15 protein-coding genes are annotated in these 13,176 nt (G+C 60.8%); 8 read left to right on the forward strand and 7 right to left on the reverse strand.

Annotated features, from left to right (window positions below):
- Nucleotides 1-33 precede the first annotated feature (33 nt).
- Complete coding sequence (locus AC097W_RS07860) at nucleotides 34-1,743, forward strand: ABC1 kinase family protein (RefSeq protein ID WP_479601933.1); 1,710 nt, start codon at nucleotides 34-36, stop codon at nucleotides 1,741-1,743.
- Nucleotides 1,744-1,751: 8 nt separating this feature from the next.
- On the opposite strand, the gene AC097W_RS07865 is transcribed toward AC097W_RS07860, so the two are convergent.
- From AC097W_RS07865 to AC097W_RS07875, 3 genes are all read right to left on the reverse strand, one after another.
- Nucleotides 1,752-2,918 (reverse strand): metallophosphoesterase, encoded by a 1,167-nt coding sequence (locus AC097W_RS07865; RefSeq protein ID WP_479601934.1) that lies wholly within the window; start codon nucleotides 2,916-2,918, stop codon nucleotides 1,752-1,754.
- A 103-nt stretch (nucleotides 2,919-3,021) separates the two neighbouring features.
- Nucleotides 3,022-3,786, reverse strand: a complete 765-nt coding sequence (locus tag AC097W_RS07870) for an NRDE family protein (RefSeq protein ID WP_479601935.1) — start codon at nucleotides 3,784-3,786, stop codon at nucleotides 3,022-3,024.
- 5 nt (nucleotides 3,787-3,791) lie between these two features.
- Nucleotides 3,792-4,268: an Lrp/AsnC family transcriptional regulator gene (locus AC097W_RS07875; protein ID WP_479601936.1), complete on the reverse strand. Its 477-nt coding sequence runs from the start codon at nucleotides 4,266-4,268 to the stop codon at nucleotides 3,792-3,794.
- 260 nt (nucleotides 4,269-4,528) lie between these two features.
- Here AC097W_RS07875 and AC097W_RS07880 point away from each other — a divergent pair, with 260 nt between their 5' ends.
- On the forward strand, nucleotides 4,529-5,008 hold the full coding sequence (locus tag AC097W_RS07880) for a HugZ family pyridoxamine 5'-phosphate oxidase (protein WP_479601937.1): 480 nt from the start codon (nucleotides 4,529-4,531) through the stop codon (nucleotides 5,006-5,008).
- Here the strand turns inward: AC097W_RS07880 and AC097W_RS07885 are convergent.
- The 3 genes from AC097W_RS07885 to AC097W_RS07895 all read right to left on the reverse strand — a co-directional run bounded on the left by AC097W_RS07885 (nucleotide 5,005) and on the right by AC097W_RS07895 (nucleotide 7,508).
- Complete coding sequence (locus AC097W_RS07885) at nucleotides 5,005-5,709, reverse strand: glutamine amidotransferase-related protein (protein ID WP_479601938.1); 705 nt, start codon at nucleotides 5,707-5,709, stop codon at nucleotides 5,005-5,007. The genes AC097W_RS07880 and AC097W_RS07885 overlap by 4 nt on opposite strands.
- 289 nt (nucleotides 5,710-5,998) lie before the next feature.
- A complete protein-coding gene (locus tag AC097W_RS07890) occupies nucleotides 5,999-6,283 on the reverse strand; it encodes a hypothetical protein (protein WP_479601939.1) in 285 nt (94 codons plus the stop codon).
- A 148-nt stretch (nucleotides 6,284-6,431) separates the two neighbouring features.
- Nucleotides 6,432-7,508, reverse strand: a complete 1,077-nt coding sequence (locus tag AC097W_RS07895) for a 3-deoxy-7-phosphoheptulonate synthase (protein ID WP_479601940.1) — start codon at nucleotides 7,506-7,508, stop codon at nucleotides 6,432-6,434.
- A gap of 163 nt (nucleotides 7,509-7,671) precedes the next feature.
- Here AC097W_RS07895 and AC097W_RS07900 point away from each other — a divergent pair, with 163 nt between their 5' ends.
- Nucleotides 7,672-7,989, forward strand: a complete 318-nt coding sequence (locus AC097W_RS07900) for a hypothetical protein (protein ID WP_479601941.1) — start codon at nucleotides 7,672-7,674, stop codon at nucleotides 7,987-7,989.
- Nucleotides 7,990-8,009: 20 nt separating this feature from the next.
- Here the strand turns inward: AC097W_RS07900 and AC097W_RS07905 are convergent, their stop codons facing one another.
- Nucleotides 8,010-8,285, reverse strand: coding sequence for a hypothetical protein (locus tag AC097W_RS07905; RefSeq protein ID WP_479601942.1), 276 nt, complete (start codon nucleotides 8,283-8,285; stop codon nucleotides 8,010-8,012).
- Between the two features lie 357 nt (nucleotides 8,286-8,642).
- On the opposite strand from AC097W_RS07905, the gene AC097W_RS07910 reads away from it, so the two are divergent.
- The 5 genes from AC097W_RS07910 to AC097W_RS07930 all read left to right on the forward strand — a co-directional run bounded on the left by AC097W_RS07910 (nucleotide 8,643) and on the right by AC097W_RS07930 (nucleotide 13,173).
- A complete protein-coding gene (locus AC097W_RS07910) occupies nucleotides 8,643-9,452 on the forward strand; it encodes an HNH endonuclease (protein WP_479601943.1) in 810 nt (269 codons plus the stop codon).
- Between the two features lie 185 nt (nucleotides 9,453-9,637).
- The gene (locus tag AC097W_RS07915) at nucleotides 9,638-10,501 is read left to right on the forward strand and encodes a toll/interleukin-1 receptor domain-containing protein (protein WP_479601944.1); all 864 of its coding nucleotides are present in this window, start codon (nucleotides 9,638-9,640) and stop codon (nucleotides 10,499-10,501) included.
- Nucleotides 10,498-11,793: an OmpA family protein gene (locus AC097W_RS07920; RefSeq protein WP_479601945.1), complete on the forward strand. Its 1,296-nt coding sequence runs from the start codon at nucleotides 10,498-10,500 to the stop codon at nucleotides 11,791-11,793. Before AC097W_RS07915 ends, AC097W_RS07920 begins: the two co-directional genes overlap by 4 nt.
- 56 nt (nucleotides 11,794-11,849) lie before the next feature.
- Nucleotides 11,850-12,503, forward strand: coding sequence for a cupin domain-containing protein (locus AC097W_RS07925; protein ID WP_479601946.1), 654 nt, complete (start codon nucleotides 11,850-11,852; stop codon nucleotides 12,501-12,503).
- 97 nt (nucleotides 12,504-12,600) lie between these two features.
- Complete coding sequence (locus AC097W_RS07930) at nucleotides 12,601-13,173, forward strand: hypothetical protein (protein WP_479601947.1); 573 nt, start codon at nucleotides 12,601-12,603, stop codon at nucleotides 13,171-13,173.
- Nucleotides 13,174-13,176: the final 3 nt, after the last annotated feature.

A 13,176-nucleotide genomic window follows, 5' to 3' on the forward strand; every position in this document is an offset into this window, starting at 1 on the left:
CAACCCCGCGGGTTCAGGACCTATCATTCAACCATGTGGATCGAGACGCTTGGCGCTGCCCGCGACATGGGGCGCCTCAATGAAATAGCCGGCGTGGCCATTCGCCATGGCTTTGGCGACAGCGTGCGCCGCATGGGTCTGGCTGACAAGCTGGCACGTGCAGGCCATGCCCTCAAATGGGATCATGCAGCTGACCTGGCACGCCTGCAGCCGCCGGTGCAAGTGCGACTGGCTCTGGAAGAACTGGGGCCTACCTTTGTCAAATTGGGCCAGATTCTGGCGGGTCGTGCCGACATCTTTGGCGCCGAGTGGATTGCCGAATTTGAAAAACTCCACAGCCACGTGCCGCCCGTGGCCATGGATCTCTTGCGACCCCAGTTGCGCGAGGATCTGGGCGCGGAACCCGAAGACATTTTTGCCCGTTTCGATGTGGAACCACTGGCAGCAGCCTCCATAGCGCAGGTGCACCGGGCACAGCTGAAGGACGGGGCGGAAGTGGTCGTGAAGATCCGCCGACCCGGTATCACCGAAATTATCGAGGCGGATTTGCGTTTGCTTAATCGGCTCGCGGCGCTTGCCGAGGCCGAAATGCCCGCCCTCAAGCCCTATCGGCCTCAGCTGCTGGTGCGTGAGTTTGCAAAATCCTTGCGCCGTGAACTGGACTTGGCTACCGAGTGCCGCAGCGCGGAACGTATCGCCGCCAACATGGTGGCCTTGCCCCACATCGTGATACCTAGGGTGTACTGGGCCCACACCGGCCCGCGGGTCAATGTGCAGGAATTCATTGGCGGAGTGCCGGGAGGCGAGCTTGATCAGCTGACCTTAGAGGCCGGTTTTGATCGCAACCTGCTGGCCCAACGCGGTGCCCAGGCGGTGCTGAAAATGATTGTGGAGGACGGTTTCTTCCATGCCGATCCGCACCCCGGCAATGTGTTCTACCTGAGCGGAAATCGCATTGCTTTCATTGACTTTGGCATGGTGGGCCGCTTGTCCGACCGGCGTCGGGAAGAACTGCTCCAGCTTCTGCTGGGCCTGGTCGAGCGCAATCCGCAGACCGTGGCCGATGTGTTGCTGGACTGGACCGGCGACGACCATGGCGTCAACCTTTCGCAGCTGGAAGCCGAAATCGAGACCTTTGTGGACCAGTACCACGGCACGCCGCTGGCCGAACTCAGCCTGGGTCAAATGCTGTTGGACGTCACTTCCATTTTGCGGGACCACCACCTGGGTTTACCGTCCGACCTGGCGCTGTTGATCAAGGCCTTTATCTCGCTCGAGGGCATGGGCCGCGGGCTGGACCCCGGCTTTCACATGGCCACCGAGGCCACCCCCATGCTGCACCAGGTGGTGCGTGCGCGCTACCAGCCCCAGTTGCTGGCTACCCGAGCCTGGCAAACCCTGCGTCGCACACTGGCGGTGGCCGAGCAACTGCCGCACGATCTGTCGCGCCTGCTGCGCAATGCACGACGGGGTCGTGTGCATGTGGGCATTGAGCTGGCGCACCTCAAGCGCGTCGGCGACCAGATTGACCGGGCGGCCAACCGGCTGGCCATGTCCCTGGTCATTGCTGCGCTGATCATCGGTTCATCCATCGTCATGAACGTTCAGGGTGGGCCCACCCTGTTCGGTCTGCCGCTGTTCGGATTTTTGGGCTTTTCAGGGGCCGTTTTAGGCGCGCTCTGGCTGGTTCGGGCTATCTGGCGCAGCAGCCGCGCAAACACCATCGACGACGAGGATCGCTGAGAAAAGACTCAGGCCCTGACCAGCCGCAGGTGCGTGATCTCGGAAGGCGCGCCAAAGCGCTTGGGCGGCCCCCAGTAGCCGGTACCCCGGCTGGTGTACACCCACAGTGCTTCCAGCTTGTGCAGACCGGCAGTAAACGGCTGTTGCAGTTTCACAAAATGCATCCAGGGCCAGAACTGGCCGCCATGGGTGTGGCCTGATAGCTGCAGGTCAAACCCTGCTTTCGATGCCTCTGCAGCGCTGCGGGGCTGGTGGGCCAGCAACAGCTTGAAAACCGCATGGTCCGGTGCATTGGCCATTGCCGCATGGGGGTCACTTCGGTGGGCTTCATCAAAATGGTGCGCGCTGAAATCAGCCACACCCGCCACCACGATCACGGCGGGCTCGGGGTCCTGGGTGTCGGTGCTGTGGTGAATCAGCACATGCTCGTTCATCAGTACCTGAATACCCAGCCCGCGCAATACGTCAATCCAGCCGTGCGCGCCCGAGTAATACTCGTGGTTTCCGGTCACAAAAAACGTGCCATGGGTGGATGCAAGCTGTGCCAGCGGCGCCACATGGTGGCCCAGTTCACGCACGCTGCCGTCCACCAGATCACCGGTGATGGCGACCATGTTGGCGTTCAGGCTGTTGACCCGGTCCACAATGCGCTGCACATACTGCGTCTTGATGGTGGGCCCGACATGGATGTCGCTGATTTGTGCCACGGTAAAACCATGCAAGGCCTCTGGCAGGTTGGTGATGGGAACGTCCACCTGCACGACTGTGGCGGTGCGCCGTGCGTTCCAGAAACCCAGCACGGTCAACAACAGGCCCACTGCGGGCAAAGCCAGCGCAGTGTCCACCCGCAGCGCGGGAATGGACACGACGGCGGGCCAGATCCAGTCAATCGCCAGCGCCAGCAACAACAGCACTTCCCGCAGCACCGTCAACACAAAAAGGGTGGAAAAAAGGCCCATGCACAGCAAGCCCACCCAGGTCAGTACATCGGCCAGCGGCGGCTTGGCGACGCGGCGCGCCAGCACGCCCATGGGTACGAGCACGGCAGAGATCAGCAGCACCGCCCACAGGGCAAGCCCCAGCGGGGCGTAAACGGCAAATAAATCGGGCGCTACGCGCCAGCCCACCAAGCCATGCAGCAGCAGGGAAAAAAGCAAAACAGGGACCAACGCCATAAAAAAGTTCGCGCACCAAAGGTGCGCGACAAAGCCTCAATGAACATACATGGTGGGAGAGTACGCAAGATCAATGCCCTGAATCACATCAGGGCTTAAGGCCCTACAGATGACACATCAGCTGTTGTGACCCCACGAGCCCCCGTGCGTCAAAACTCTGTTCGATAAATTCGGCATGGGTCTGATGAAGGGCGATCACGCTGCAAGCGCGTGTGCCGTAGTCGGGAGAGGCGATAAAAGCCGCCGACAAGATCCGCTCCAGCGCCTGCGGCACACCGGTTTGCGGCAATGCAGCGTCCGCTGCCATGGCCTTGTCGTGCAGTAGGGGCAGCAGGCTTTGCGGGTCGGTCGCCTGGCGATCCACCTGCGTTTGCAGGCGGGCCTTTAACTGCGTGAGCTTCGGCCAAGGTGTCTGAAAGTCGGCATTCGATACCCCGCCTACGCCGGCTTGCAGGGTCAACACTTTGGCGCCCCGGCTTTCCAGCCCCAGTAGCTGCTTGCCATCGAACACCAGCAGATTGAAGGGGTTGTAGTCGCCCGCATGCTGCGCCAGCTGCTCCAGGTAGTCCCTGGCGTCCAGGTCGCTTTGCAAAAACCCCGCCACCAGTTCACCGCGCGAGGGCGTGTTGGTGCGCGCAGGTACTACCGTGCGGTAGTTGGTCAATGCGGCCAGCCGCCCACTTTGGCTCAGGCCCAACCACGTGCCCCCGGCCTGCAAGTCCTTGCCAGCCAATACGGCAGCTCCGTCCCGGGTGGGCTCCCACCAATGCACCGGCGTTGCCGTCCGGGCGTAAAACTCGTCGCGGTTGCCCAGCAGCAGCAACGGCGTGGCGCTGTCAGGCTGCCAGTTCCAGGCAATCAGGCACATGCGGGTCAGCCCCCGCCCGCCGACACCGTCAGATCGGTCTTGACCGCCACCTGGCGCAGTACAAAGCTGGAGTGCACGCCGGTTACGCCCTCTATGCGGGTAAGCTTGTTGAGCAGCAGCGTCTGGTAGTGGTCCATGTCGCGCACGGCCACCTTGAGCTGGTAGTCGGCGTCCTGCCCGGTGATCAGCAGGCACTCCAGCACCTCCGGCTGCAGACCCACCTGCGCCTCAAAGTTGGCAAACCGTTCGGGCGTGTGCAAGTCCATGGAGATATGGATCAGTGCCATCAGGGTCAGGCCCAGTTTCTTGGCGTCCAGTTGCGCGCGATAGCCCATGATCAGGCCCGACTCTTCCAGTGCCCGCACCCGGCGCAGGCAGGGCGAAGGCGACAGGCCAATGCGGTCCGCCAGGTCCTGGTTGTTGATGCGGCCATCCTGTTGCAGCACCTGCAATATTTGCTGGTCATACCGGTCAAGTTTCATATTTATGCCAATATTTGCATCATTAAAAGCAGAGTATGCCAAATAGTCTGAAATGATGGGCAACAACGCAATCATCTGCCGGCACGCCTGACTTACACTTGTTTCACCTGTTACCCACAGCCCAAAGCAACACCGGCTACCCGCCACCGTTGCGCAGACCGGCCCCACAAAGGCTGGCATTGCAAAGCCCAACCCCGGGCGCATAAACCGCCCGGGGTCATGTCTTTTCCTCTTTTACGGACCTGGTTCATACTGCAGCCATGCTCCACGAACCCCGCCTCACCCAAGCCCTGCGCACCCTGCTCAGGGCCCACCGCGTTGCCGCTCTGGGCACGCTGGGCGGCGATGGCCTGCCCTTCGTCTCCATGGTGCCTTTTGCGGTCGACCCGGAGGCTGCTTGCATCATCATCCACGTCAGCGCGCTGGCGCCGCACACGCGCAATCTGCAGCAGTCGCCTCGGGTCTCGCTGCTGGTCATGCAGGCGGAAGTGGCGGGGGAACCCGTGCATGCCCTGCCCCGCGTCACGCTGGAAGGAACGGTCACCGCGCTGGTGGTGGACAGTGCGGGATGGCTAAGCGCCCGTAGGGCTTACCTCGCGCGCTTTCCCGAGGCCGAGCCGATGACGCAGCTGGGAGACTTCATGTTTGTGGGCATTGCGCTAGCCGGTGCCCGCCAGGTAGCCGGTTTTGGCGCCGCACGCTCGCTGGACGCAGAGGCGGTGGCGCAAGCCCTGCGCTAGGCGCTTTCTACAAACGCCACCACCATACGGGCGATGTGCTCGCCTTCGTGGCCCAGCGTCAGGCTGTTGACACTGGCGCTGTATTTTTCTTCACCCAGCAAGTCCCTCCGCTTGTCGATCAGGTAGGCGCTCAAACTGGTCTCGAATTCAGGATGTGGCTGGATGCAGAACACCTCCTGCCCCACCGTGAACGAGGCCACCGGGCAAAACGCGCTGCTGGCCACCAGCGTGGCGCCGGGTGGCAGTTCAAACACCTGGTCCTGGTGGCTTGCCAGCAGCGAAATCTCGGTGCGGTCAGCGGAATGCGGCAGGTCAGGCCGGTGCCAGTCGTAGGTCATGCGGCCTGCGCCCCAGCCTTGCGGTGCACGCCCCACCGGAGCCCCCATACACAAGGCAATCAGCTGGTGGCCAAAGCACACGCCCACCATCTTTTTACGCGCCTGCAATAGCTGGGTGACTTGCCTGCGCAGCTCCACTACCCAGGCTTCGTCCGAGAACGAATCCGCGCGGCTACCCGTCAGCAACACCGCATCAAAGTCGTCAAAGGAAACCGGGTATTGCCCCCGCTGGGTGTTGAACACTTCGGTGGTCCAGTTGGCACCGACCCGCTCAAAGAGGCGAATAAACAGATCGCCAAAGCTGGAATAGGTGGTCGCCAGGTGACCTTCAAGAATGTCGTTGTCAAGAATGCAGATTTTCATTGCTATAAATTTAGTAGCGGCTTGCGCATGATTGGCGGGGGCTGGGTGCCAATATACATGGGTAAAAGTGAAGAATTGCCAGTAAAAAACAGAGGAGTAGCCCGCATCCTGACCTAGTCATCGAGATTGCTGCGCTGCTCGCTGCATGTGGTGGCGACTCCGCTCAACGAGATTCCCCAGCTGGGTTATTGATGAGCAACACTTTCAACCGCCTTTCAATCGTTCCAGCGTTTCCAGAACCGCGAGATCCTGGTTGCGGCCAACCGTTTTTTTGTTGATCTTGAAGTCTTCAATGGCAATAAAACCCAGCTCGGCCCGGTGGATAGCCGAGTTGGATAACCTGGTTGGGGGATGTGAAATCTTCCTTGCGAATGCCCAATGCACCAAAGCCAAATTGCCCTAACGCGGTCAGAAGCCGGTCCGCATTGTCGGGGTCTACGCCCACCCAGAAATCCAGATCGCCGGTGTAGCGGGGATGCCCATAGGCCGCCAAGGCGTAGCCGCCCACGACCAAATACTCAACCTTGTTTGAGTTGAGTAATGCGGCAAACTCTTTGAAGTCGGATGTCAGCATCGGGCTGCCCTGCAATAGGTTGGTGGCGCAACGCCTCCAGCGCGTCAATGCGCGCCTGCACAGGCTGCGTTGGCCAATAGGCGACGTCAGCTACCTGTTGCGCAGTGTGCAAAGTGGTTCGGGTTGCGGTGCGTTGCATGGTCAGACTCTACACCCGCCGCGCCCGCACTGCCGCAGCCAGCTGCTCCAGCACCGGCACCGTTTGCGCCATGCTGATGCAGGCGTCGGTCACCGACACGCCATGCTTGAGCGGCACGCCGGGCACGATGTCCTGGCGACCTTCGTTCAGGTGGCTCTCGATCATGATGCCGGTGATGCGCGCCTCACCCGCCGCAATTTGTGCCGCCACTTCGCCCGCCACCACAATCTGGCGCTGGTGCTGCTTGCTGCTGTTGGCGTGGCTCACATCAATCATCACCTGCTCGCGCAGGCCTGCGCCTTTGAGCAGCGCGCAGGCAGCATCCACATCGGCCTTGGCGTAGTTGGTTTGCTTGCCGCCGCGCAAAATCACGTGGCAGTCGTCGTTACCCCGGGTCTCGAAAATGGCGGCCTGGCCCATCTTGGTCATGCCCATGAAGGCATGCGGTGCCTGTGCGGCTTGAATTGCGTCTGTGGCCACCTTGATGCCGCCATCGGTGCCGTTCTTGAAGCCCACCGGGCACGACAGGCCGCTGGCCAGCTGGCGGTGGCTCTGGCTCTCGGTCGTGCGCGCGCCAATGGCGCCCCAGCTCACCAGGTCGCTGATGAATTGCGGTGACAGCAGGTCCAGAAACTCGGTGCCCACGGGCAGGTCAATCGCCAGAATGTCCAGCAGCAGCTTGCGCGCCATCTCCAGCCCCTCGTTGATGGCAAAGCTGCCGTCCAGCATCGGGTCGTTGATATAGCCCTTCCAGCCGACGGTGGTGCGGGGTTTTTCGAAATACACGCGCATCACCACCAGCAGGTCGTCCTTCAGGGCGTCGGCCTGGGCCTTGAGCTGCCACGCGTAGTCCATGGCCTGCTCGTGGTCGTGAATGGAGCACGGCCCCACCACCACGATCAGCCGGTCGTCCTGACCATGCAGAATTTTGGAAATGGCCGCGCGGCTGCTTTCCACCAGCGCCTGCGCCTCTTCGGGCACTGGCAGCCACTCTTCCAGCAGCGCGGGGGTAATGAGGGGCCGCACCGCGCCGATACGCGTGTCGTCAATGCGGGTGGTGTCCTGGGTGGTAAGTTCGGTTTTCATCACTATGAATTTTATAGCAGCTTGCGCAAGTTACACCTACCGCCCTTTGCGTATCCGCAATGACAAAGCGTAGCCACTGCGCCTAATATGCACAAGCGGACGTTGCCTTGAAGAGCAACGCGCGGGTCAAAACGTTGGACGGGCATCAGTACAGGAGGAAATCATGAGCGAAATCATCAGATTGGCAGAAGAGCACATCAAGATGTCGGAGTTGAGTCTTCGTCACATTGACGAAATGATGGCGCGAGCCAACGAGTCACGCGCAAAAACCCCGATAGCTGCCGATGTGGAGGCGCAACTTGCGCAGGCCCGGCAAGACCGTGACCGGATTGCCCAACAACTCACCGATATGCGTGAAAAGCCCCCGCAAGACGCGTCTGATCTGGCCAAACGCGGCGAGGGGCTGAAAGGCCTGTTCGAGGCCGTGGGCCTGCAGCTTGAACAAGCGTTGGGCGCCATTTTTCCGCAAGGCGGCCGCTAGGAAGCCTGCGGAAGGTGCTTTTATTGACCAGCCAGCTCGTGGCGGTCGGCAGCGCAATACAGATCCTGCGCAAAGCGCGGGTCGGTCCTGTATTGCTCGTCGGCAAAGGCGCGCAGTTGCGCAGCCTCTTCAAACACCGTGAGAACGCGAGGCTCTGCCTTGTTGCGCTGCGTCGTTGCTGCCCACAGGGCGGTTGCCAGCCGGTGAATGGCCGTGCCGAGCTCGTGAAGCGCTGCGCCGACGTTGTTGGGCTGCGTGGTGGCGAGGGGGGATGGGTTCAGAGTCGCGGTTGTCATAACAATTTCTCCTTCAGAAGTGAGTTATGTTGCACTGCAGTATAGGGTAAACCCTAGGTTTTTGCTTGGGGTGAGGGAAATGCCACGGGGCGAGTCGGCTTAACTGCGTTGTTTTGCTATTGATTTAGTAGCTACTCATGCAGTTTTGACGAGGGCTAGGCGTTGATTTGATTGATAACTACCGCACCACAGTCTGTGATGAACCCAGGCAAAGCCCTGGGTTGCAAATAGAAAGTGAAAACTGTTCAAGCGTGGGACGTGACGCTGTCACCCCATTGGGACATTTGACGCGGCTACGGATGGCGTACTGACCTTTCTACGCCTGGCATACTGAAACCTCTTACCCGAGGGAGCACTATGGCCACAGAAGCCACCGCGCGCGTGAACTGGACGCGGCCACAAACGTTGGCGGCACTGCATATTTATTTGCAGTTGTCCTTTGGCCAGCTGCACCAGCGCAACCCCAAGTTGATTCAGCTCGCGCATTGGATTGGCCGCACGCCCGGGGCCATCGCACTCAAGCTGGTGAATTTGGCCAGTCTTGATCCCGTCATCGTGGCCAGCGGTCGCAGCGGCATGGGCAATGCGTCCGCGCTTGACCGCCAAATCTGGGACGAGTTGCAGGGTAATTGGGATACGGTGGCGCTTGCCGCTGCCGCCGAATACGAGCATCTGGCCCAAAGCAATGGTTTGCAGGCAGACCAAGACCTATTGGAAGAAGCGCAAGCGTCTGTAGATGTTTCTCCTTTGGAAGAGGGAAGAACCCGTAGTGCCACCGTGCAGGTTCGCGTCAATCAAGCGCGTTTTCGTAAAGCAGTACTCACCAGCTACAACGCCACGTGTTGTATCAGCGGCCTCCAAAACGAAAAACTGGTCATTGCGAGTCACATCGTTCCATGGAGTACCGACACAAAAAATCGTCTCAACCCACAAAATGGCCTTTGCTTGTCTGCGTTGCATGACCGGGCCTATGACCAAGGATTGATTACGGTACTGCCCGATTTCACCGTGCGCGTTTCGCCCCAACTGAGAGCCAAACCAAGCGACAGCTATATCTCCGAAAGCCTGCTGCGGTTCGATAGGCAACCCATTCGCTCCCCGGAGCGATTCGGTCCTACCCCTGCATTTCTGGAATGGCACGCGCGCCGTTTCGGGTTCCTGGTTTAAGCACCGGCGAACTCAAATTGCTATTATTTCAATAGCTGCTTGCGCATATTCCACGGAGGCTAGAGGCCTATTTGCTGTTAAACAAGTCAAATCAAGTCCACATTGCGGCTATCGGAAAAATCCCCCGCTGGACACGACCCGGAACAGCGGAGTAAGATTATTTTCCCCAGACGTTGAGGCGTGTCATGGCAGACATCTTCATGAGCTACACCGAGAAGGACCGCGACGCGGTGAGTCGCCTCGCTGACATGCTCAAGTCGGTGGGCTGGTCGGTGTGGTGGGATCGCCGAATTCCGGCGGGGCAGACGTGGCGCAGCGTGCTGGACAAAGAGTTGCAGGGCATGCGCTGCATGGTGGTGCTCTGGTCCACCCACTCGGTGGAAAGTGAATGGGTGTCCGAAGAGGCCGCTGAGGGCCGAAACCTGGGCCGACTGGTGCCCGTATCCATCGAACGGGTGCGCCCGCCTGCCGGGTTTCGCGAGATTCAGGCCGCAGACTTGGTTGACTGGGATGGCTCGCGCGATTTCATTGGCCTGCAGCGCTTGATCGAAGACCTCGAACGCATGATCGGCAAGCCCGGTGCGCCACTGCCGCAAGCGAAAGCGTCGACACTGCAACCCGACGAACTTCCCCCATACATTGATCCGGTTGATTCCAAGGCACCGCCGTACGGCGGATCACAGCCGCTTGCGACAAAAGCCCGCCGACTGTTGCCGTGGGGCGCTGCGGCGTTGGCCGTGTCAGTTGCTGCGGGTGTCTATTGGGGTGCATCGCAACGCCGCGTGACGCCAACACCACCGGTTGCGCTGCCCGCTGCTCTGCCTCCTGCTTCCGCCGCCAAGCCTGCCACCGCGGCGGTAGTGGCTCCGGTACCCCGTGGTGATCCCGTTAAACCGCCGGAAAAACATACGCAGGTGGGTGTCAAAAAGCCGCCGCTGAAAACCTCCGCACTGGATGCCCGCTGTGCCGCTTTGACGGAGCGGGTGGCGCTGGGCGAGGCCTTGTCCAGCGAGTCGCAGTTGTTTCTTCGCAAGGAGTGCCAGCCATGAAAACGCCCTACTGCCGTCTCGTCCGTTTCCCGGGCGCTTGCCTGGTCGCGGCTGTTGCTTTGAGCGCTTGCAGCGGTTTGCAGGCACCGCTGGTACCGATGGCACCGCCCGCGCCCTCGGCGGCGCCCGCAGCAGCGGCAGCCCCGGTCGCACCCGTCGCCGCGCAACCTGCGCCACCACCACCGCCACCGACGCTGTCTTACGACCAGGCGGTGCTCAGTGCCGCAACCACCCTGCTCAAGAACGCGCAGCTGGCGCCAGACGGTACGGCGGCTAAGCCCCGCTATGCCGTGGTGATCGATCCGCTGGTGGATGGCATGACCGGAGCCCAGTCCACGGCCACACGGGCGATGGGCGAGCGGCTTGCGGCACTGATCCGCACGCAATATCCGCAGTACGAGGTTCAGCCGTTTTCAGCCGCCAATGTTGCACGCAGTCCGCTGGTTCTGATTGGCACGTTCACGGGCGTGAACGCGCAGCGGCAGACCGCAGGTGCGCGGGAGGCTTACCGCATCTGCTTTGCGCTGGCGGACCTGAAAACCGGCAAGCTCGTCAGCAAAGGGCTGGCTTTTTCTCAAACCGAAGGGGTGGACACGACACCGTTGGCCTACTACCGTGATGCACCCGCCTGGACGGAAGACCCCGCCACGCTGGGCTACATCCGTACCTGCCAGGGCACGAAGGCGGGCGACCCGATCAACCCGATGTACATCGAGCGCATCGTCGCGGCAGCGCTGGTGTCCGACGCCATCGAGGCGTATGAAGCAGGGCGTTACCAGGAGTCGCTCGACCTCTATGCCGGCGCGCAGCGCACCAGCGCGGGTGACCAGTTTCGGGTGTACAACGGCATTTATCTGGCCCACTGGAAGCTGGGAAACCGCGACAAGGCCGACGCCGCGTTCGGGAAAATTGTTGACTACGGCCTGGCGCACCAGCGGCTGGCGGTCAAGTTCCTGTTTCGCCCGGGCTCCACCGCTTTTGCCGCCGACCCGAAGTTGACAGGGCCTTATACCGTGTGGATCCGGTCCATTGGCACGCGGGCCGCAGCGACGAAGGCCTGTCTGGAAGTCAGCGGCCACACCAGCCCCACGGGCCCGGAGCCACTCAATGAGCGGCTTTCGCAGTTGCGCGCGGAATATGTGAAGGGGCTGCTGGAAGCCAGCGCACCGTCGCTTGCCCAGCGCACCATCGCCAGCGGCATGGGTTCGCGCCAGACGATGGTGGGCACCGGGCGTGACAACGCCTCTGACGCCCTTGATCGCCGGGTGGAGTTCAAGGTGATTGGCTGCTGAGGCACACCGGTTTGGGGGAGAATCCATAAAACCCTGAAACTGCCATAGTCAACACCATGATTCTCAACGACGATTTTTCACTGCGCTGCGTGGTCGATAGCGCGCAGATGCCTTGGCAACCATCCCCCTCGCCGCTGGTGCAGCGTCGGCTGCTGGCGCGCAACGGCGATGAGGTGGCACGCGCCACTTCGGTCGTTCGATACGAACCGGGGGCGCAGTTCGATTCTCACCTGCATGCGCTGGGGGAAGAGATTTTTGTGATGGACGGCACGCTGAGCGATGAAGCGGGCGATTACGGCCCTGGCACCTACATCAAGAACCCGCCAGGTTCCAGCCACGCACCTTTTTCAAAAGACGGCTGCACCCTGTTTGTGAAATTGCGGCATCTGGACCCCCAGGATAACGAACGCGTGGTCATCAACACCCGGACCGAGACCTGGTTTCAGGGAATGGTGCAGGGGTTGACCGTGTTGCCGCTGAGCGAGTTTGGCACCCAGCACACGGCAATGGTGCGCTGGGCCCCTGGCACGTTTTTTAACCCGCACCGGCATTTTGGTGGTGAAGAGATACTCGTCGTGGAGGGTGTTTTTTCGGACGAATACGGCAACTACCCGGCAGGCAGCTGGATTCGCAGCCCCCATCTCAGCCAGCACCAGCCCTTTAGCCGCGAAGGTTGCCTCATTCTGGTGAAAACCGGACACCTTTTATGACAGATTCACCCAAACGGGTGATGGACACGCTTGCCTAAGCCCATTAACGTTGTGCCCGTACTCGAAAAATCAAAGAGTTAATCGACAAAGGGTGGTCATGTTCAAGTTTTCCCGGTCCAGTAAAGAGCCATCGCCATCCCAGTTTGCCAATAGCGCGTTGAACAACTCAGTCAGTTCCAGCCTGGCCACCACAGACATTCGGCGGGAGTTGGTGCGGGTGGCATTCAAGGACACCATGCGTATTACCGGGGTGCCGTTGAAGTGGCTCGATTGCAAGGTTATCTACGTACCGGCAGCGGGCGGTGGCGAGCGCATTCAGGTCCATCTGGTGATCAGGAAATGGAGTGGCCACCTGCTGCGCTACGCGGTCGCTTTTGAAAAACAGTTGGCGCTGTGTCTGGACCGGTATGAGCCCCATGAGGACCACTCAACGGTTGAGTGGGTCTGGAAGTTCGCGGAAGATTGCGAATGCCCGTTTCCCGCCATGCCCCCTGCGGAAGAGTGGGCGCAGAAAGACGCCAGCAGCCAGGACCGCAAAGCCGCCCCGGCTGCGCGGCTCAAACCCATGCCTCGAACGGCTGCGACGGCCACGAAAGCAGAACCCGCGAGGGAATTCGACCTGCGCGATGTTTTTTCCGATCTGAGAGCCGAGGACTTGGGACCGCGCTGAAAT

This window comes from Rhodoferax sp. GT1R46 (assembly GCF_056521285.1).